The organism is Curtobacterium sp. 458 (assembly GCF_030406605.1).
In the GTDB taxonomy this organism is placed as follows: Bacteria; Actinomycetota; Actinomycetes; order Actinomycetales; family Microbacteriaceae; genus Curtobacterium.
This window is the reverse complement of record NZ_CP129104.1, coordinates 3,660,913-3,679,616: the sequence shown is the minus strand read 5'-3', so window position 1 is coordinate 3,679,616 and position 18,704 is coordinate 3,660,913. Positions and strand designations below refer to the sequence as shown.

At 72.2% G+C, this 18,704-nt stretch carries 17 protein-coding genes, 2 tRNA genes and 1 riboswitch; of the genes, 8 read left to right on the top strand and 11 right to left on the bottom strand.

Going from position 1 to position 18,704, the window contains the following annotated elements; genetic code table 11:
* Positions 1-295: 295 nt before the first annotated feature.
* The 3 genes from treZ to glgX are packed head-to-tail and all read right to left on the bottom strand — an operon-like array spanning position 296 to position 6,737.
* Entirely contained in the window at positions 296-2,050 is a 1,755-nt protein-coding gene (treZ, locus tag QPJ90_RS17690) for a malto-oligosyltrehalose trehalohydrolase (RefSeq protein ID WP_290132431.1), read from the bottom strand.
* A complete protein-coding gene (treY, locus tag QPJ90_RS17685; protein ID WP_290132430.1) occupies positions 2,047-4,533 on the bottom strand; it encodes a malto-oligosyltrehalose synthase in 2,487 nt (828 codons plus the stop codon). The genes treZ and treY overlap by 4 nt, the downstream gene beginning before the upstream one ends.
* Positions 4,530-6,737 carry a glycogen debranching protein GlgX gene (gene glgX, locus QPJ90_RS17680; protein ID WP_290132429.1) on the bottom strand — a complete coding sequence of 736 codons (2,208 nt, stop codon included), beginning with the start codon at positions 6,735-6,737 and terminating at the stop codon, positions 4,530-4,532. Before glgX ends, treY begins: the two co-directional genes overlap by 4 nt.
* 130 nt (positions 6,738-6,867) lie before the next feature.
* Between glgX and QPJ90_RS17675 the strand changes: the two genes are divergently transcribed.
* The 5 genes from QPJ90_RS17675 (at position 6,868) to QPJ90_RS17655 (ending at position 11,154) form a co-directional block, all read left to right on the top strand.
* On the top strand, positions 6,868-7,191 hold the full coding sequence (locus QPJ90_RS17675) for a hypothetical protein (protein WP_290132428.1): 324 nt from the start codon (positions 6,868-6,870) through the stop codon (positions 7,189-7,191).
* A gap of 98 nt (positions 7,192-7,289) precedes the next feature.
* Positions 7,290-7,399: riboswitch (TPP riboswitch) on the top strand.
* Positions 7,394-8,041: an ECF transporter S component gene (locus tag QPJ90_RS17670; protein WP_290132427.1), complete on the top strand. Its 648-nt coding sequence runs from the start codon at positions 7,394-7,396 to the stop codon at positions 8,039-8,041. It overlaps the preceding riboswitch by 6 nt.
* Positions 8,038-9,576: an ATP-binding cassette domain-containing protein gene (locus tag QPJ90_RS17665; RefSeq protein WP_290132426.1), complete on the top strand. Its 1,539-nt coding sequence runs from the start codon at positions 8,038-8,040 to the stop codon at positions 9,574-9,576. Before QPJ90_RS17670 ends, QPJ90_RS17665 begins: the two co-directional genes overlap by 4 nt.
* On the top strand, positions 9,573-10,394 hold the full coding sequence (locus tag QPJ90_RS17660; RefSeq protein WP_354670483.1) for an energy-coupling factor transporter transmembrane component T: 822 nt from the start codon (positions 9,573-9,575) through the stop codon (positions 10,392-10,394). The genes QPJ90_RS17665 and QPJ90_RS17660 overlap by 4 nt, the downstream gene beginning before the upstream one ends.
* Positions 10,387-11,154, top strand: coding sequence for a hypothetical protein (locus QPJ90_RS17655; RefSeq protein ID WP_290132425.1), 768 nt, complete (start codon positions 10,387-10,389; stop codon positions 11,152-11,154). Before QPJ90_RS17660 ends, QPJ90_RS17655 begins: the two co-directional genes overlap by 8 nt.
* 60 nt (positions 11,155-11,214) lie before the next feature.
* Here QPJ90_RS17655 and QPJ90_RS17650 read toward each other — a convergent pair whose 3' ends face one another.
* The 5 genes from QPJ90_RS17650 to QPJ90_RS17630 form a co-directional block, all read right to left on the bottom strand.
* Complete coding sequence (locus tag QPJ90_RS17650) at positions 11,215-11,559, bottom strand: metallopeptidase family protein (protein WP_290132424.1); 345 nt, start codon at positions 11,557-11,559, stop codon at positions 11,215-11,217.
* 85 nt (positions 11,560-11,644) lie between these two features.
* Positions 11,645-11,720 (bottom strand) — tRNA-His (locus QPJ90_RS17645).
* 75 nt (positions 11,721-11,795) lie between these two features.
* On the bottom strand, positions 11,796-12,431 hold the full coding sequence (orn, locus tag QPJ90_RS17640) for an oligoribonuclease (protein WP_290132423.1): 636 nt from the start codon (positions 12,429-12,431) through the stop codon (positions 11,796-11,798).
* A gap of 78 nt (positions 12,432-12,509) precedes the next feature.
* Positions 12,510-13,748 carry an MFS transporter gene (locus QPJ90_RS17635; RefSeq protein WP_290132422.1) on the bottom strand — a complete coding sequence of 413 codons (1,239 nt, stop codon included), beginning with the start codon at positions 13,746-13,748 and terminating at the stop codon, positions 12,510-12,512.
* Entirely contained in the window at positions 13,745-14,191 is a 447-nt protein-coding gene (locus QPJ90_RS17630; RefSeq protein ID WP_290132421.1) for a MarR family transcriptional regulator, read from the bottom strand. The genes QPJ90_RS17635 and QPJ90_RS17630 overlap by 4 nt, the downstream gene beginning before the upstream one ends.
* Before the next feature lie 61 nt (positions 14,192-14,252).
* Here QPJ90_RS17630 and QPJ90_RS17625 point away from each other — a divergent pair, with 61 nt between their 5' ends.
* Positions 14,253-14,543: an oligoribonuclease gene (locus tag QPJ90_RS17625; RefSeq protein WP_290132420.1), complete on the top strand. Its 291-nt coding sequence runs from the start codon at positions 14,253-14,255 to the stop codon at positions 14,541-14,543.
* A 232-nt stretch (positions 14,544-14,775) separates the two neighbouring features.
* Here QPJ90_RS17625 and QPJ90_RS17615 read toward each other — a convergent pair whose 3' ends face one another.
* From QPJ90_RS17615 to QPJ90_RS17605, 3 genes are read right to left on the bottom strand one after another with little or no spacing between them, the layout of a single operon-like run.
* Positions 14,776-16,176 carry a DUF6716 putative glycosyltransferase gene (locus QPJ90_RS17615; protein WP_290132419.1) on the bottom strand — a complete coding sequence of 467 codons (1,401 nt, stop codon included), beginning with the start codon at positions 16,174-16,176 and terminating at the stop codon, positions 14,776-14,778.
* Positions 16,173-17,045: an N-acetylneuraminate synthase family protein gene (locus QPJ90_RS17610; protein ID WP_290132418.1), complete on the bottom strand. Its 873-nt coding sequence runs from the start codon at positions 17,043-17,045 to the stop codon at positions 16,173-16,175. The genes QPJ90_RS17615 and QPJ90_RS17610 overlap by 4 nt, the downstream gene beginning before the upstream one ends.
* A complete protein-coding gene (locus QPJ90_RS17605; protein ID WP_290132417.1) occupies positions 17,042-17,755 on the bottom strand; it encodes an acylneuraminate cytidylyltransferase family protein in 714 nt (237 codons plus the stop codon). The genes QPJ90_RS17610 and QPJ90_RS17605 overlap by 4 nt, the downstream gene beginning before the upstream one ends.
* Before the next feature lie 153 nt (positions 17,756-17,908).
* On the opposite strand from QPJ90_RS17605, the gene QPJ90_RS17600 reads away from it, so the two are divergent.
* A complete protein-coding gene (locus tag QPJ90_RS17600) occupies positions 17,909-18,469 on the top strand; it encodes an AAA family ATPase (protein ID WP_290132416.1) in 561 nt (186 codons plus the stop codon).
* 14 nt (positions 18,470-18,483) lie between these two features.
* Positions 18,484-18,556: transfer RNA gene (locus QPJ90_RS17595), tRNA-Arg, on the top strand.
* Positions 18,557-18,704 lie beyond the last annotated feature (148 nt).

The window sequence follows — 18,704 nt, the reverse complement described above, 5'->3', positions numbered from 1 at the left end:
CGAAGATGAGCGGCAACATCGTCCGCGAATCACTCACCCTGGTCACGAAGTGGGGCATCGACCGACGCCTCCGCGAAGTCCTCGCCCTCGTCCGCGACCACCGACCCCTGCCCTCCGTCCGACGGAACGCCCACGCGGTGTCGGGCCGCGCCGCCTGACGTCCCCCGGCGAACCGACGACGAGGCGGAACCGACGACGAGGCGGGATCGACGACGAGGCGGGACCGAACGACGAGCGCCCCGGCGGCCGATCTCCGGATCGGTCGACGGGGCGCTCGTCGTCGGTGGTGGGGTCGTCAGCGCACGACGACCACGCCTCGACCGGTGAAGCGCACGCACCCGCGCTCGACCGTGGCCTCGCCGAAGCGGTAGAGCTCCTCACCGGAGGCCGTCGGTACCGGCACCTCGGCGACGTCGTCGAGGAAGTTCACGACGACGTGCACGGGAGCGGCGTCCGGGCCGAGGAGCCCGCGCGACAGCACGAGCCAGCGTCGGTCCTCGCTGAACCGGACGGCGTTCGCCTCGTAGCGGTGGTCCACGAACGCCTGCTCCGTGCGACGCAGCGCGATGAGCACCCGGTACGCGGTGAGGATCGTCGACTCGCGTTCCCCGGAGAGCGACGACCAGTCGAGCTTCGACCGACGGAAGGTCTCGGGGTCCTGCGGGTCCGGCACGACCGACTCGTCCCAGCCGTGCTCCGCGAACTCCTTGATGCGACCCTCGGCGGTGACCTTGCCGAGCTCCGGCTCCGGGTGCGAGGTGAAGAACTGCCAGGGTGTCGAGGCCGCGAACTCCTCGCCCATGAACAGCATCGGCGTGAACGGTCCGAGCAGGGTCAGGGCCGCCGCGATGACGAGCTGCTCGTCGTCGAGGGTCGCCGCGAGCCGGTCGCCCGCGGCACGGTTGCCGATCTGGTCGTGGTTCTGGTTCGCGATCACGAGCGCCGTGGTCGGCGAGGTCCCGCGGTCGATCGGACGACCGTGCCGCTTCTTCCGGAACGACGACCACGTGCCGTCGTGGAAGAACCCGTGCTCGAGCACCTTCGCGAGCGCCCCGAGCGGCGCGAAGTCCCCGTAGTAGCCGTTGGTCTCACCGGTGAGGGCGACGTGCACGGCGTGGTGGAAGTCGTCGGACCACTGCCCGGCGAGCCCGTACCCGGCGGACTCCCGCGGACGGAACATGACCGGGTCGTTGAGGTCCGACTCAGCGATGAGCGACAGGGGCCGACCGACGAACGCCGAGTAGGCGTCCGTCTCGGATGCCATGTCGGCCAGGACGTGCGGCCGGGTGGTGTCGCGGATGGCGTGCACGGCGTCGAGCCGGAGCCCGTCGACGTGGTGGTCACGGAACCACATCCGCACGTTGTCGAGCACGTACCGCCGCACCTCGGGGTGCTCCACGTTGACGGAGTCGCCCCACGTGTTGCCGAGCCCTTGGAGCAGGTACGGCCCGAACAGCGGCAGGTAGTTGCCGCTCGGCCCGAGGTGGTTGTAGACGACGTCCTGGATGACGCCGAGGCCGAGCGCGTGCGCCCGGTCGACGAAGCGGTCGTACGCGTCCGGCCCGCCGTAGGAGTGCTGCACCGCGTACCAGGCGACGCCGTCGTAGCCCCAGTTCCACTCGCCGTTGAAGCCGTTGACGGGGAGGACCTCGACGAAGGACACCCCGAGTTCGACGAGGTGCTCGAGGCGTGCGGCCGCGGCGTCGAGCGTGCCCTCCGGCGTGAAGGTGCCGACGTGCATCTCGTAGACGACGCCACCGCGGGCCGGGCGACCGGTCCAGGCGTCGTCGGTCCATGCGAAGCGCTCGGGGTCGACGACCTCGGACGGGCCGTGCACCCCCTCGGGCTGGAACCGGCTGCGGGGGTCCGGGCGGAGCGCGTCGTCGTCGTCGATGCGGAAGCCGTAGCGCGCACCGACGTGGGGGAGCACCGCGTCGGTGGTCCACCAGTCGTCGGTGCCGCGGGTCAGTGGGTACTCGACGTCGTCGACGACGAGCCGGACCCGGTCGGGCTCCGGCGCCCAGACGGCGTAGCGGGCGGGGACGGTCATGCGTGGCCTTCCAGGATGTCGACCTCGGCCTGCGCCTCGGACTCGGGTTCGTCGGGGCTCGTGCCGCCGGACGTGGTGGTGGAGCCGGTCGTGGCCCGGGAGCCGGACGCGGTGTCTGCCGTGGTGTCGGCGCCCGCGGACTCGCGCTCCGTGCCGTCGGCGACGGCCGCGGGCACGAGGAGGGCGACGGGGAGGTCGGCGAGCACCTCGGCCAGGGGGATGCCCCGGGAAGCCGGCACGCGCCTCCCGGTCAGCAGGTCCACGCGCTCCACGGGGGCCGCGTGCACCAGGGTGTCACCCCAGCCACCGACGCGCTCGAGGCCGATCGGCAGGCGCGTCGCTATGGTGACGGCACCGCCGCGGTCGAACGCGAGCACGTGGTCGGCGGCGACGCCACTGGCCTCGAGACCGAGGTACCGGGTGAACAGCTCCGGGTGGTCGCGGCGGAGCCGGAGTGCGCGGCTCGTGACGAGCACCTTCGCGGCACCGTCGAGCCCGATCGCTGGCAGCTGCTCGGGCCCGGACTCCTCCGGTCCGTCGAGGGTCGCGAGCGTGTGGCGGCGCTCGGCGTAGTCGACGGGGCGACGGTTGTCGGGGTCGACGAGGGAGCGGTCCCACGTCTCCGTGCCCTGGTAGACGTCCGGGACCCCCGGTGCGGTGAGCTGCACGAGCTTGGCGCCGAGGCCGTTCGACCAGCCGGCCTGATCGATCCGCTCGTCCAGTGCGTCGAGCACGGCGACCACGGCCGGGTCGTCGAACGCCGCGTCGACGAGCGCGTGCATCCGACGCTCGAAGTCCTCGTCCGGCTCCGTCCAGGTGGTGCTGTCGCCGGCCTCGCGCGACGCCTTCTCGGCGTAGGCGTGCAGACGCTCACGGCTGGCCGGCCGTGCTCCTACGATCGCTTGCCAGAGCAGGTCGGCGAGCACCGCGTCCTCGAGCGGGGCGAGGGACTGCAGCCGGTCGAGGGTCGACGACCACTCGTCCGCGATCTCGGCGAGCACGGCGATTCGGGCGCGGGTGTCCTCGCTCCGTTTCGTGTCGTGCGTCGTCAACGTCGTCATCGTGTGCGGCCAGCTGCCGAGACGATCACGCTGCGCCCGGTGGAAGTCCGCGACCGACACCGCGAACACGCTCGGGTCGCCGCCGACCTCGCTCAGGCTCGTCAGGCGGGAGGTGCGGTAGAACGCGGTGTCCTCGACGCCCTTCGCCATCACCATGCCGGAGGTCTGTTGCAGGCGCACCGCAGCGGCGGAGTCGGGGTCGATGAGGGTCGGCGCGATCCGGTCGATCACGTCGTCGAGGTCCGGACGTGCCTCGGCAGCGCCCTCGAGCGCGTCGATGAGGTGGTGCCCGCCCTCGGGCAGGTAGGTCCGGTAGACGTCGAAGGACGCGATGACCTCGGCCAGTGCGTCGACGACGCGGTCCTCGGGGAGGCCCTCGGTCGTCGGGGCGAGCAGCCGCGCGAGGCGTCGGACCTCGCTCCCGAGGATGCCGTCGGCGATGCCGCGTCGGGTGTCGTGCGTGAGATGCTGCCAGTCGGCCGGTTCGGCGCCCGACGCGGCGGTCAGGGCCTCCTGCCCGGCGGGGTCCACGAACACGCGGTCGACCACCCCGAGGGCGTCGTAGCCCGTCGTGCCGTCGACCGGCCACGACGCCGGGAGTTCCTCACCCGGTTCGAGGATCTTCTCGACGAGCGTGTAGGCGCCGCCGGTCAGGCCGGCGAGGTCGTCGAGGTACCCGGCCGGGTCGTACAGGCCGTCCGGGTGGTCGATGCGCAGACCGTCCACGAGGCCGTCCCGGAACCACCCACCGATCACGCCGTGCGACGCGGCGAAGACCTCGGGTTCCTCGACCCGGATCGCCGCCAACGTGTTCACCGCGAAGAACCGGCGGTAGTTCAGCTCGTGGTCGGCGCGCTTCCAGTGCACGAACTCGTAGTGCTGCCGGGCGTGCACGTCCGCGACGGAGCCGCCCGCGTGCACCGTGCCCGGCGCGGTCGGGTACGCGGTCTCGCCGACGTACAGCCGGTCGTCACGGAGTTCGACGGCGTCGAGCAGCCGGTCGTCGAGCACCGGCACCCGGATGCGACCGTCGGCGGCCTCCCAGTCGACGTCGAACGCCCACGCGACCGGTGAGCCCTGCCCCTGCTCGAGCAGCGACCACCACCACGGGTTCGCCGACGGGGTGGCGACCCCGACGTGGTTCGGGACGACGTCGACGAGCACGCCGAGCCCCGCCGCGTGCGCGGCCTCCGCCAGCGCACGGAAGGCCTCGTCACCGCCACGCTCGACGTCGACGCGGGTGTGGTCCACCACGTCGTAGCCGTGCTGCGAACCGGGCTCCGCCTGGAGCACGGGCGACAGGTACAGCCAGTCCGCGCCGAGGTCGTGCACGTAGTCGACGACCTCCCGCGCACGCGACAGGTCGAAGTCGGGCGTGATCTGGAGTCGGTAGGTCGAGGTGGGGACGCGCCTGGCGCTCATCGGGTTCCTTCGTCGGACGGCGCGGGGGCTCCGGCCGGGTTCTTCGGGGTGCTCGGCTCGGTGGAGGTCGCGTCGACCGGGGTGGTCCGGACCTCGTGGTCGGGCTCTTCGCGGAGGACGATCATCGACCGTGCGGGCACGTCGAGCGCGGTGCCGGCGTCGAGGACCTCTTCGCGGGCGCCGGGGTCGGCCGTGTCGATGCGGACCGTCCAGCCCGGCGCGTACTCCTCCGGCGGAAGGGTGAACGTGACGACGCCGTCGTGCGCGTTGAAGTACGTGATGAACGCGACGTCGCTCACCCGTTCACCACGGGCGTCGCGGCCGCGGATGCCGTCGCCGTTGAGGTACATGCCGACGCTCTTGCCGAAGCCCGAGTCCCAGTCCTCCGGGTCCATGGCCTCGCCGGAGGGGGTGAGCCAGACCACGTCGGGGAGCGGTTCGCCCTCACCCCGGCGGACCGGGCGCCCGTTGAAGTAGCGCGTCCGTCGGAACGTCGGGTGGTCGTGCCGCAGCTTCACGACGTCGGCCGTGAACTGGACGAGGTCGTCGTCGGCGTGCTCCCAGTCGATCCAGCTGATCGCGGAGTCCTGTGCGTACACGTTGTTGTTGCCGGACTGCGTGCGCCCGAGTTCGTCGCCGTGCGCGATCATCGGCACGCCCTGGCTGAGCAGCAGCGTCGCGAGGAAGTTCCGCCGCCGCTGGAGCCGCAGCGCGGTGATCTCCGGGTCGTCGGTCGGACCCTCGACCCCGGAGTTCCACGACCGGTTGTGGCTCTCGCCGTCGTTGTTGTCCTCGCCGTTGGCCTCGTTGTGCTTCTCGTTGTAGGCGACGAGGTCGTACAGCGTGAAGCCGTCGTGCGCGGTGATGAAGTTGATGCTCGCCTTGGGCGTCCGGCCGTCGTGCTCGTAGAGGTCCGCCGAGCCGGAGATCCGCGACGCGAACTCGCCGAGCGTCGAGGGCTCCCCGCGCCAGAAGTCACGCACGGTGTCGCGGTACTTGCCGTTCCACTCCGACCACTGCGGCGGGAAGTTGCCGACCTGGTAGCCGCCCGGCCCCACGTCCCACGGCTCGGCGATGAGCTTCACCTGCGAGACGATCGGGTCCTGCTGGACCAGTTCGAAGAACGCCGCGAGCCGGTCGACCTCGTAGAACTCCCGCGCGAGGGCGGCCGCGAGGTCGAAGCGGAACCCGTCGACGTGCATCTCCGTCACCCAGTACCGCAGGGAGTCCATGATGAGCTGCAGCGAGTGCGGGTGCCCGACGTTGAGCGAGTTGCCCGTGCCCGTGGTGTCCATGTAGTACCGCTTGTCGTCCTCGACGAGGCGGTAGTAGGCGGCGTTGTCGATCCCGCGGAAGGACAGCGTCGGCCCGAGGTGGTTGCCCTCTGCCGTGTGGTTGTAGACCACGTCGAGGACGACCTCGATGCCCGCGCGGTGCAGTTCGCGCACCATCGCCTTGAACTCCTGCACCTGCTGCCCGCGGTCGCCCGAGGACGAGTAGTGCGAGTGCGGGGCGAAGAACCCGATGGTGTTGTAGCCCCAGTAGTTCGACAGCCCCTTCTCCTGCAGGGTCGAGTCGTTCACGAACTGGTGCACGGGCATGAGTTCGAGCGTGGTCACCCCGAGGCGCTGCAGGTGCGCGATCACGGCCGGGTGCGCGACGCCCGCGTACGTGCCGCGCTGCTCCTCGGGCACGTCCGGGTGGGTCTCGGTGAGCCCCTTGACGTGTGCCTCGTAGATGACCGTCTCGCCGTAGGGGATCCGCGGTGCGCGGTCGCCCTGCCAGTCGAAGAACGGGTTGATCACGACGCCCTTCATCATGTGCGGCGCCGAGTCCTGGTCGTCCGTGGAGTCCGGGTCGCCGAACGTGTACGAGAACAGCGCCTGGTCCCAGTCGATGTCGCCGCTCGTCGCCTTCGCGTACGGGTCGAGCAGCAGCTTGTTCGGGTTCGCGCGCAGGCCGTTCGCCGGGTCGTACGGGCCGTGCACGCGGAAGCCGTACTCCTGCCCCGGCCCGATGTTCGGCAGGTAGGCGTGCCACACGTAGGCGTCCACCTCGACGAGGTCGACGCACTCCTCGGTGCCGTCCTCGTCGAAGAGGCAGAGCTCCACGCGGTCCGCGGTCTCGCTGAACAGGGCGAAGTTCGTGCCGCTGCCGTCGTAGGTCGCGCCGAGCGGGTACGGGTTGCCGGGCCAGGTGTGCAAGCGGTCCTCCAGGTGTGGGTTGCGCCAACATATCGGCGCCACCCCTCCACGTCCGCAGACAAGCCCCAGCGGTGGATGAACACCCCGTGCTCGCCCGCCTGTGGAGGGAGCGCCGAGTAGCCTCGCGCGCATGGCCAACATCGTGACGCAGATCGCAGACAAGGTGCGCCCCGCCGGGGTCAGCACGAACTACGGGGAGCCCGTCGAGGTCGGCGACCAGACGCTCATCCCGGTCTCCATCGCCTGGTTCGGCTTCGGCGGCGGCGGGGACGACGAGAACGGCGGCGGCGGTGGCGGTGGCGGCACCTCGATCCCGGTCGGCGCCTACGTCCGGCGCCCCGGCAAGGACCTCGAGTTCGAGCCGAACCTCATCTCGCTGCTCGCGGTGAGCATCCCGGTGATCTGGGTGACCGGCACGGTCCTCCGCAAGCTGGTGCGGGTCCTCAAGAAGTAGCGGACGACGGCCTGGAGGCACGTGGCGAGCCCGCCACGTGCCTCCAGGCCGTCTCATGCGCACCACGCGCAACGCGAGCGCAGCGCGCAGTACACTGCTGGCACACACACGGGAGTCCGGTCACCGGGCTGAGAGGGAGCGAACGGCGCTCCGACCGTCGAACCTGATCCGGATCATGCCGGCGCAGGGAGGAGTCACCACCATGCCTTCGCGCATCCAGTCAACCGTTCCGTCCACCGGCCAGACGGTCCCGGCCCCCAGGCGCTCGCTGCGCTGGCGGGTCGTCGACATCGTCGTGGCGAGCGTCCTCGCCGTCGCGCTCGGCGTCGTCTTCAGGGTCTGGGAGTTCCCCTACGAGCCCCTCAGCGCGGCGATGAAGCTCCTGCTCCCGGGCACCCAGGCGCTGTTCGGCGGTGTCTGGCTGCTCGCCGGGCCCGTCGTCGCCATCGTCGTCCGGAAGCCCGGCGCCGCGCTCTACGGCGAGATCGTCGCCGCGTCCGTCGAGGCCCTCTTCGGTACCCAGTGGGGCTGGGGCACGCTCGAGGCCGGACTCGTGCAGGGCCTCGGCGCCGAACTGGTCCTGGCACTGTTCCTGTACCGCGTGTACCGCCTGCCGGTCGTCGCGCTCGCCGGGGCCGCCGCCGGCCTCGCGCTCGGCATCAACGACTCGATCCTCTGGTACCCCGGCTACGCGCTCGGGTTCAAGGTCGTCTACATCGTTTGCGCGGTCATCTCCGGCGCGGTGATCGCCGGGGTCGGCTCGTGGTTCCTGGTCCGGGCACTCGCCCGCACCGGTGTGCTGTCGTCCTTCGCCGCCGGACGCGAGCACAACCGGCGCGCCGACCGGTGACCAGCGGCACCCGGATCGCGTTCGCGGGCTGGGGCTGGCGGTACCCGGAACGCGCCGAGTGGGCGGTCCGCGGCGTCGACCTCGTCGTCGAGCCCGGCGAACGGGTGGCGGTCGTCGGACCGTCCGGCGCCGGGAAGTCCACGCTCCTCCGAGCCGTGGCCGCCGTGCTCCCGGACGAGCCCGATGCGACCGACGACGCCGCCGCCGAGGTGGAGGGCACGCTGCTCGTCGACGGCACCGACCCGCGCGACGCCCGCGGCCGGGTCGGCCTCGTCATGCAGGACCCCGAGGCGCACACGGTCATGTCGCGCATCGGCGACGACGTGGCGTTCGGCTGCGAGAACGCCGGCGTGCCGCGCGCGGAGACCTGGGAACGTGTCCGGGACGCCTTGGAGGTCGTCGGCCTCGACCTGCCGCTCGACCGCAGCACCGCGCAGCTCTCCGGCGGGCAGCGGCAGCGACTCGCTCTGGCCGGGGTGCTCGCCATGCAACCCGGCGCCCTCGTGCTCGACGAACCCTGCGCCAACCTCGACCCGTCCGGCGTCGAGCAGGTCCACGCCGCCGTCCGTTCCCTGCTCGACGCCACCGGGGCGACCCTCCTGGTCGTCGAGCACCGGATCGGCACCTGGCTCGACCTCGTCGACCGGCTCGTGCTGCTCGAACCGGGCGGTGGGGTGGTCGCGGACGGGGCTCCCGACACGGTGCTCGCGACGCACGGAGCCGCGCTGACCGCTGCCGGGGTGTGGGTGCCCGGTGCGGAGCCCGGCCGGGGGAGCGTCCGGCACGACCGTCCCGGAACCCCGACGGAACTCCTCCGCGCCGCACGCCTCGGGACGGCGCGCGGCCGGCGACAGCCCGTCGGGAGGGGCATCGACCTCGCGGTGCGGTCCGGGAACGTCGTCGCCGTCACGGGGCCGAACGGCATCGGCAAGTCGACGCTCGGCCTGACGCTCGCCGGACTCCTCCGTCCCACGGACGGCACGCTGACGGCCGCACCCGAGCTCGCCGGGGACGCCGGCGCCGGCACCGCCCCGCACGCGTGGTCGAGCCGGGCCCTCGCGGCGCGGATCGGCACGGTGTTCCAGGACCCCGAGCACCAGTTCGTCGCACGGACCGTCCGCGAGGAACTCGCCGCCGGCCCACGAGCCCTCGACCAGGACGGCGTCGACGAACGGGTCGCCGAGCTGCTCGACGAGTTCGGCCTCGCCCACCTCGCGGACGCGAACCCGTTCACCCTGTCCGGCGGCGAGCAACGGCGGCTCGCGATCGCCGCGGTCGTCGCGAGCAGTCCGCCGGTCGTCGTCCTCGACGAGCCGACGTCCGGTCAGGACCGCGCCACGTGGGAGTCCGTCGTGCAGCACCTCGGTGCGCTCGCCGACGCGGGTACCGCGATCGTCGCGGTGACGCACGACCGCGACCTCGTCCGGGCGCTCGACGCCGACGAGGTGGTGCTCGCCGCCGACGGCGTGACCAGGGTCTCGGCCGCGCGGTCCGACGACGCGACGGCCGCGACGGCACCGGGGGTGCCGCGGTGACCGCCCCGTCGACCGCGCCCGCACGCCGGACGCGACCCGTGCCTCCCGGCCGGCCCCTGCCGCCACCCGCCGCCCGCGGGATCCGCGGCGTCCAGCCCGTCGCCTCGCTCCTGGGGGTCCTCGGCCTCGGGGTGTTCCTCGTCCTGAGCCTCGACGTCGTGTCCGCGGCCGTCGCCCTCGCCCTCGAGCTCGCGCTGCTGCCGCTCCTCCGCATCCCACCGCGCACGCTGCTGCTCCGGACGTCGCCCGTGCTCCTCGCGGTCCCACTCACGGCGCTCAGCATCGCGCTGTACGGCCGACCCTCCGGACGTGAGTGGTTCGACCTCGGCTTCGCGCACGTGACCGACGGCTCCCTGACGCTCGCGCTCGCGACCGCGCTCCGGGTGCTCGCGATCGGACTGCCCGGCGTCGTGCTGTTCATCCGGGCCGACCCCACCGACCTCGCGGACGGCCTCGCCCAGGTGCTCCGGCTGCCCGCGCGGTTCGTGCTCGGAGCACTCGCGGCCGTGCGGATGATCACGCTGCTCGGCGACGACTGGCGGCAGCTCGCCATGGCCCGCCGGGCGCGGGGCCTCGCCGACACCGGACGCATCCGCCGAGCGGCGTCGATGGCGTTCGCGCTGCTCGTGCTCGCGCTCCGGCGGGGGACCACCCTCGCGGTCGCCATGGAGTCCCGGGGGTTCGGGGCGCCCGGACGCCGCACGTGGGCGCGTCCGGCCCGCTTCGCCGGCCCGGAGTGGGCGATGGCCGCGGTGCTCGTCGGGATCGGCGTGGTCGCCACCGCGGTCGCGATCGCGGCGGGGACGTGGCGTGCCTGACGGCGACGGCCTGGAGGCGCGGGTCGCTCGGGCAGCGTCGACCCGCGTCGGTGATCGGGCCGCCACGGCGGCTGCGGTCGCCCCCGGTGACGAGGCGCCGCGGGACGACGGGGCTGCGCGGGGCGACGGGGCTGCGCGGGGCGACGGGGCTGCGCGGGGCGACGGGGTCGCGCGGGGCGGACGTGCTGGTGGGGTCGGTGGCGCCGGTGGGTTCGTCTCGGTCGGTGCGCTGGCCGCGAACCTCGCAGCGCGGGCGCGGGCGCGGGCGCGGACGCAGGCTGCGGCGCCGGCCTCTGCTCGCGTCGTCGTGCTGCTCGACGGACGGTCGGGGACGGGCAAGACCACGCTCGGGGAGGCGCTCGCCGAGGAACTCGACGCCCAGCTCGTGCACCTCGACGACGTCTACCCGGGGTGGGACGGCCTCCGTGCCGCCGCGGACGCCGTCGTCACCGACGTGCTCGGTCCGGCGTCGGGACACCGCCGATGGGACTGGGACGCCTCGGCACCCGCCGGTTGGACGGCGGTCGATCCGGGCCTGCCGGTCGTCGTCGAGGGGTGCGGCGCCCTGTCACGAGCGTCGGCGCCGCTGGCGACCCTGCGCGTGTGGCTGGAGGCGGACGACGACGAACGGTGGCGCCGGGCGATCGGCCGCGACGGCGAGGTCTTCGCCCGCGAGTGGGACCGGTGGGCTGCCCAGGAGCAGGCGTTCATCGCGGCCGAGGACCCGGCGTCCTTGGCCGACGTGGTCATCCGGACCTGATCCGCGGATGCTCGCCCCGATTTCGGACCGTCGTCGCTGCGCGCGGTGTCGCGTCTCGAGTCAGGCCCAGCCGAGCTCGTGCAGGCGCTCGTCGTCGATGCCGTAGTAGTGCCCGATCTCGTGCACGAGGGTCGTGTGCACCTCGTCGCGCAGTTCGTCCTCGGTGTCGCACTCCGCGAGGTGCGCCGTGCGGAACACCACGATCCGGTCCGGGAGCTCGCCGAACCCGTACTGCCCGCGCTCGGTCGCGGCGACGCCGTCGTACACGCCGAACAGGTCGGAGCCGTCCTCGGGGGCGTCCTCGACGACGAAGGCGACGTTGTCGAGCCCGTCGAGCATGTCGTCCGGCAGCCGGTCGAGCTCATCGGAGACGAGCTGCTCGAAGTCGTCGGGGGACATCTCCATCACGAGTCGATCGTGTCACACCGCGTCCGTGAGCCGCCGTACGGCATGCGAAGAGCCCCGGCCGAACGACCGGGGCTCTTCATCGTGGGGTGAATAACGGGTCTCGAACCCGCGACCTCCTAGACCACAACCAGGCGCTCTACCAACTGAGCTATATCCACCATGTCCGGGCCGGGTGACCGGCGCGACCACTCAATAGTAGTACATGCACGGCCGGATTCCGACCACGTGTGTCGTCACTCGGTGGGCTGGGCGAGCCGCGGCTCCCACTTCGCGACGACCTCGGCCTGGACGGCCCGGACGTCGTCGGTCGAGGGGCCGGGGTCGGCGACGAAACCGGCGCGGCGGTAGTACTCGAGCTCGCGGATCGACTCGAGGATGTCGGCGAGGGCTCGGTGGCCGCCGTGCTTCTCCGGGGCGTTGAAGTACACGCGCGGGAACCACCGTCGGCACAGCTCCTTGATGCTCGACACGTCGACGCTCCGGTAGTGCAGGTGGTTGTCGACCCGCGGCATGTACTTGGCGAGGAACGCCCGATCGGTGCCGATGGTGTTGCCCGCCAGGGGAGCGGTGCCCTCACCCGGCACGTGGGCGAGGATGTACTCGAGCACCTGGTACTCGGCGTCGGCGAGGCTCACACCGTCCGGGATCTCGTCGATGAGCCCCGAGGTCGTGTGCATGTTCGTGACGAACTCGTTCATGTTGTCGAGCGCGGACTGGTCCGGCTTGATCACGATGTCGAAGCCGGGGTGCACCGGCACGAGGTCGAAGTCGGTGATGACGACGGCCACCTCGACGAGTTCGTCGACCGCGAGGTCGAGACCCGTCATCTCGCAGTCGATCCAGACGAGGCGGTCGTTCGCAGTTGCCATGTCGTCGATCCTATTCCCGTGCGCGGACGGCCCCTCCACGGGTGGTGGCGGGGCCGTCCGGGTGGAGTGGGTGGTGTGTCAGGCCATCTCGCCCGCGGTGACCGCCTCGGCCTCGACGCGGACCGGCTCCGGACCGTCGTCGACCCGGCGCAGCACCCGCGTGGTGGTGGCGACGACCACGAACGCGATCGCGACCGATGCCCCGGCGAACACGTACGCGGCGCTCGGCGCGATGGCGTCCGCCAGCAGGGTCGCCACGGGCGGCGCGATCGCGCCACCGATGAACCGCACCGCGGAGTACGCGCTGGAGGCCACCGAGCGGGGGAGGTCCGTCGCCTCCATGACGCACTCGGTCAGGACGGTGTTGAGCACGCCGAGCACGAGGCCGCCGATGATGACGCAGATGATCAGGCCGACCTGCGACGACACGACCACGGCCGCGGCGAACAGGTCGAGCGCGAGCAGCGGCAGCGCGATCTTGAGCACCGTCGTGCGGCGGAGCCGTGCGGTGAGCATCGGCGCGACCCAGACCGAGGTGATCGCCAGCCCGACGCCCCATCCGAAGAACGTGAACCCGATGCCGATCGCGCCGAAGCCGAGCGGGAAGGGCGTGTAGGCGAGCAGCACGAAGAAGCCGATGTTGTAGAACAGCGCGGTGACGGCGAGGGCCGCGAGCGCCGGGCGGCCGAGTGCGCGGAACGGTGCGGAGAGCTTCGTCGGCGTCGGCTTCTCGATGCCGGACGTCTTCAGCAGCGTGACGATGGCGATGAACGCGATCGCCATGAGCGTGGTCACGCCGAAGAACGGCCCACGCCAGCTCACGTTGCCGAGCAGACCGCCGACGAGCGGTCCGATCGCGATGCCGAGGCCGAGTGCCGCCTCGTACAGGATGATCGCGGACGCGGTGCCGCCGGACGCCGCCCCGACGATGGTCGCGAGCGCGGTCGAGATGAAGAGCGCGTTGCCGAGGCCCCAGCCGGCGCGGAAGTCGATGATGCTCGACACGCTGTTCGACGTGGCGGCGAGCACCGAGAACGCCACGATCAGTGCGAGGCCGATGAGTAGGGTGTTCTTCGGACCGATCCGGCTCGACACCCAGCTGGTGAAGAACATCGCGACGCCCGTGACGGCGAGGTAGCTGGTGAAGAGCAGCTCGGTCTGTGCGGCCGTGGCCTGCAGGGACGACGCGATCGCGGGGAGGATCGGGTCGACGAGCCCGATGCCCATGAAGGCGACGACACAGGCGAAGGCGATGGCCCAGACCGCGGAGGACTGCTTGAGGATGCTGCCGGAGGCGGCGGGTGCGTGGGCGTTCACGCGGTGATCTCCGTTCGTGTGGTGGTGGCGCTGCGGGCGGCGATGATGGCGGCTGCTTCGTGCAGTGCATCCCACTCGTCGTCGGTGAGGTCGGCGAAGAGCGGCCCGACCGTCCGTGTGAGGGTGGCGCGCCATGCGACGAGGCGGTCGCGCCCGGCGTCCGTGATCGTGATGAGCTGGCCCCGCGAGTCGTCGGGGTCCACGGTGCGTGAGACCAGGCCGTCGTCGAGCATGCCGGCGACGAGGCGCGTCATCGTGGGCTGTGCGACCCGGGATGCCTCGGCGAGCTCGCCGAGGCGGAGCGGCTGGTCGGTCTCGAGGATGCCGAGCGTGCGCCAGACCGCGGGGGAGGTCGTGTTGCCGGTGGACCGGACCGCGGTGCGGATCAGGCGGTTCACGGAGACGAGGAGCGTCTCGACCGTCTGCTCGCGGGATGTTTCCATAGCAAAACTATATAGCCCGGCTATGGATCAGTCAACAGGTGTGCCCTGGTACAAGGGATGCATGAGTGACATCACGATCTCCGAGGGTGACGAGTACACCGCGATCTTCCACGGCGGCCCCTTCGACGGCACGACCGACACCCGCACCGCCACGGGTGGTGCGCTGGACGACGAGATCACCGTCTACGCCGACGTCGAGGGCCTCCAGACGGCCTTCGCCTACCGCCTCACCAAGTCGCGCCAGGTGCTCGACCAGACCTCCGGCGAGTACACCTACGACCCGTCCGACTCCGACCCGGTCGACGACCTCCAGGACCGTGGCGACCGTTCCGGCGAGTTCGACCGGGAGTAGACCGACGCCGCGCCGCGTTGTCCCCGCCGTGCGACTCGACCTCTGGACCTCCGCCTTCTGCCCGCCCTGTGCCGCGGCCCGGCGCGTTGCAGCCGAGGCGGCGGCGCTCGTGCCGGACCTGACCGTGTCCGAACGGGACGTCGCGGCGCATCCCGACCACGCGGAACGCCTCGGCATCCGGTCGACGCCCACGATCATCGTGCGTGGCGACGACGGCGCCGAGGTGTTCCGCTCACCGGGCGTACCGACGCGCGACCAGCTGCTGGTCGCGGTCGCGAAGGCCCTCCCGCCCGCCGACGGGTGAACCCGGCCTGGAGGCACGGATCACCTTCCGCACGACCTGTTTCGTCCGGCGCACGGGCGTCCCCACGACGAGTGCGACGCTGCCGAGGAACGATCGGTCGTCGCGGCCGAGCGCGTTCTTGCGCTCCCAGGCCCGGCGCAGTGCCCCGCCCCGGCTGCGCCGCGCGGCCGGTCGGTCGACCAGTCTGCCGTCGTCCCGCTGCAGCATGAGGTCATCGGCGCGCACCGCCCAGTCGTCGTCCGACGGCGGGTGGAAGTGGTTGTCCCGGAGCCACTCGGGCCGGACCGTCCGGAACCGCCCGGCGATGAGGTCGGAGGCGTCCCCCGGCAGGCCGCTGCCCTCGAAGACCTCGTTGATGAGCTGCGGGCCGACACCGAAGTCCGTCAGCGTCAGTGCTGGGACGCCGGCGGCCACGGCCTCGAGGACGGCCGTCGAACTCACCGTGACGAGGGCCACCGCACGGGCGAGGTGCTCGGCCATCGGTCCCGATTCGACCACGAGGTTCGCCGGGGCGTCCGCGGGGACGAGCTCCGCGTAGGGGTGCTCCTCGCGGTGGGTCTGCTGTTCGCCCGTCGTCGCCCGGATCTTGACGACGACCCGCCACTCGGGGTGGGCGATCGCCGTCGCAGTGAGCCAGTGCACGATCCGCTGCCGCTCGGCCCGGTCGCTCGGCACGCTCGGTTGCGCCGCGAACACGACCGAGTCACGCACTGGTGTCGCTCCGCCCGACCGGGTGCCGCGGGTGTGCGCCGGCCGGGCGAACGGCAGCGTCGCGAGTGCGAACGCGGGTTCGAGGCCGCCGGTGCGGGCGAGGTCCTCGTAGGCACGGACCTCGCGGTGGCTGTGCAGGACGAACAGGTCGGCGCGCGCCCGGAGGAACACGCCCTTCCACTTCGCCGGGTAGGAGATGCCCGGGAGTCCGGTCACGAGGACCGGTCGGTCGCGGACGTGCCGGTGCACCTGGTCGACCACGAGCTCCGCGACCGGGCCGATGAGCGCGACGAGCACGGCGTCCGGCGGATCCTCGCGGAGACGGCGCACGACCACGTCGAGGTCGGTCGGCTCCGGCGGCAGCGAGGCGAGGTGCGCCAGACGCGCGTCGAGGCCCCGGAAGGCCGAGCGGAGCTGTGCCCTGCTCGCGGTCCGTGGGGTCCGCACCGTCAGGAGTTCGAGGTCCCAGTGTGCCGGGGCGGTGGCCAGCAGGTGGGCGCCCCACTTCGCGAAGGAGTCGGTGTCGACCAGGCCGACCACGCGGCGGCGGCGGGTCGGCACGGCGGAGGCGGGTCGTGCCTCCAGGGCGACCGTCGAGGAGTCCGCGACGTCCGTCACGCGACCACCCGACGGAGCTTGGCGAGCGGGGCCTCCTCGCCCGGGAACACCCGCTTGATGCCGTCGCCGAGCGCGGTCTCGATGATCCGCACGTCACGGGCCAGCGTCGCGAGCCCGTGCGGCTCGAGCGAGGCCGCGTGGTCGGAGCCCCACATGGTGCGGTCGAGCGTGATGTGCCGCTCCACCGCGGTGGCACCCAGGGCGACCGCGGCGATCGAGATCTGCAGTCCGGGCTCGTGGCCGGAGTACCCGACGGGGACGCCCGCGTACCGGTTCGCGAGGGTGTCGATCATGCGGAGGTTCGCCTCCTCCGCCGGGAGCGGGTACGTCGACGTCGCGTGCATGAGGACGAGCCGCGCGGTCCCGAGCGTCGCGACCGCGCGGTCGATCTGCTCCAGCGTGGACATGCCGGTCGACAGGATCACGGGCTTCCCCGTCGCGGCGACGGCCTCGAGCAGCTCGAGGTCGGTCACGGACGCCGAGGCGATCTTGTACGCGACGACGCCGAGGTCCTCGAGGAAGTGCACGGAGGGCACGTCCCAGGGAGAGGCGAACCAGTCGAGCCCGCGGAGCGTGGCGTGGTCGCCGATCTCGATGTACTGCTCGCGGTCGAACTCGACCCGGTAGCGGTACTCGAGGTACGTCATGTCGCCCCACGGCGTGCTGCGCGGGGTGTTCTTCATGTGCTCCGGCGTGGAGATCTCCGGCGTGCGCTTCTGGAACTTCACGGCCTGGAGTCCGGCGTCGGCCGCGACGTCGACGAGGCGCTTCGCGATGTCGACGTCGCCGTTGTGGTTCAGGCCGATCTCCCCGATCAGGTAGGCCGGGTGGCCGGCGCCGATCGTGGACGAGCCGATGGTGACGGTCATGGTGCTCCGTTCGGTACGGGGACGAGCGCGGTGGCGAGTGCCTGGGCCACGGTGAGGTCGGTCTCGTCGTCGACGTCCACGGCGGTGGCGGCGTCCACGACGGCGAGTTCGGTCCGGCCGAAGAACCGGTGCCCGTGCTCCCGGAACCCGTCGACGCGGAGGACGTAGAAGGACCCGGTCTCGCGGAACTCCGCAGCGCGGTCCTGCCGATGCGGGCGCACCGCAGCGTCGTGGTTCACGGCGCGGGCCCGCCCGTCGGCGTCCACGCGCCAGAGGAAGGCGTGCGACGGCGCCGCGGCGAACACGACGTCCGCGGCGCCGCTGCGCACGCGGTGCACCGCCGCGTCGAGGTCGGCGGGGTCGGTGAACGGCGAGGTCGCCTGCAGGAACACGAGGACCTCGGGTACCTCGTCGTGGATCTGCTCGAGGACGTCCAGCACGTGCAGCAGCGCCGATTCGCTCGAAGCCGTGTCCCCGGCGAGGTCCGCCGGTCGGTGCAGCACCCGGGCGCCCGCGGCTCGGGCCTCGTCGGCGATGTCGGGTCCGTCGGTGGAGACCACGACCGTGTCGATCGAGGGCGTCGCCAGCGCGGCGTCGACCGCCCGCGCCACGAGGCTCCGCCCGCCCACCTGACGGAGGTTCTTGCCGGGGACGCCCTTCGAGCCGGCGCGCGCGGGCACGACGGCGAGGACGCGGCCGATGGAGCTCATGCGCCGGACGCTACGGAGGGCCGGTGTCGCGGAGGCGAACACGAGGGGGCCACCAGTGGAAGCGCACAGGAAGCCGCGGCTGCCCCGGGTCGTGGTCGATGGCTGCCGGCGCCGTGGCTGGTCGCCACCTGCCGTCGGGGCTAGGGTCGTGCGGTGCTCACTGCCGACGACGCCCTCGACCCCCGGCCGCGCCGGATCCTCGTCGCCGGGGTGTCCGGTGTCGGGAAGACGACCACCGCCCGTCGGATCGCGGACGTGCTCGGCGTGCCGCACACCGAGATCGACGCGCTGTTCCACGGGCCGGACTGGGAACCACGGGCGACCTTCGTCGACGACGTCGATCGCTTCACGAGCGAGCCGGCCTGGGTGACGGAGTGGATGTACGCCCCGGTGCGTGAACTGCTCGTGGAGCGCGCCGACACGCTCGTGTGGGTGGACCTGCCGACCCGAGTGGCGCTCTGGCGGCTGCTGCGACGGACCCTCCGGCGACGCCTGCGCCGCCTCGAGCTCTGGAACGGGAACGTCGAGCCGTCGCTGTGGACGTTCTTCACCGACCGCGAGCACATCCTGCGCTGGGGGATCTCGACCCGCAACAAGTTCCGGGAGCGGGTGCCGCCGCTCGAACGGTCCGCGCCGCACCTGCGCATCGTGCACCTCCGCTCGCAGCGGGAGGTCGACGTGTTCGTCGAGCGCCTGGCACGACCCGCGGTCTAGAATCGTCGCCGTCCGCCTCCGTAGCTCAGTGGATAGAGCAGGTGGTTTCTACCCTCCGTGTCGCGGGTTCGATTCCTGCCGGGGGCACCGACGGCGAAGGCCGCCACCCCTCGGGGTGGCGGCCTTCTCGCGTCTGGTGGCGGTGCGGGTCCGGTGGCGGTGCGCGTCTGGTGTCCGTGCGGGTCCGGTGGCGGTGCGCGTCTGGTGTCCGTGCGGGTCCGGCGCCGGGGCCGGT

Excerpts from the sequence above, each read along its gene's own strand:
- treZ (WP_290132431.1), bottom strand. The coding sequence starts at position 2,050 with ATGACCGTCCCCGCCCGCTACGCCGTCTGGGCGCCGGAGCCCGACCGG.
- treY (WP_290132430.1), bottom strand. The coding sequence starts at position 4,533 with ATGAGCGCCAGGCGCGTCCCCACCTCGACCTACCGACTCCAGATCACG.
- QPJ90_RS17675 (WP_290132428.1), top strand. The coding sequence starts at position 6,868 with ATGGCCAACATCGTGACGCAGATCGCAGACAAGGTGCGCCCCGCCGGG.
- QPJ90_RS17670 (WP_290132427.1), top strand. The coding sequence starts at position 7,394 with ATGCCTTCGCGCATCCAGTCAACCGTTCCGTCCACCGGCCAGACGGTC.
- QPJ90_RS17650 (WP_290132424.1), bottom strand. The coding sequence starts at position 11,559 with ATGGAGATGTCCCCCGACGACTTCGAGCAGCTCGTCTCCGATGAGCTC.
- orn (WP_290132423.1), bottom strand. The coding sequence starts at position 12,431 with ATGGCAACTGCGAACGACCGCCTCGTCTGGATCGACTGCGAGATGACG.
- QPJ90_RS17630 (WP_290132421.1), bottom strand. The coding sequence starts at position 14,191 with ATGGAAACATCCCGCGAGCAGACGGTCGAGACGCTCCTCGTCTCCGTG.
- QPJ90_RS17625 (WP_290132420.1), top strand. The coding sequence starts at position 14,253 with ATGAGTGACATCACGATCTCCGAGGGTGACGAGTACACCGCGATCTTC.
- QPJ90_RS17610 (WP_290132418.1), bottom strand. The coding sequence starts at position 17,045 with ATGACCGTCACCATCGGCTCGTCCACGATCGGCGCCGGCCACCCGGCC.
- QPJ90_RS17605 (WP_290132417.1), bottom strand. The coding sequence starts at position 17,755 with ATGAGCTCCATCGGCCGCGTCCTCGCCGTCGTGCCCGCGCGCGCCGGC.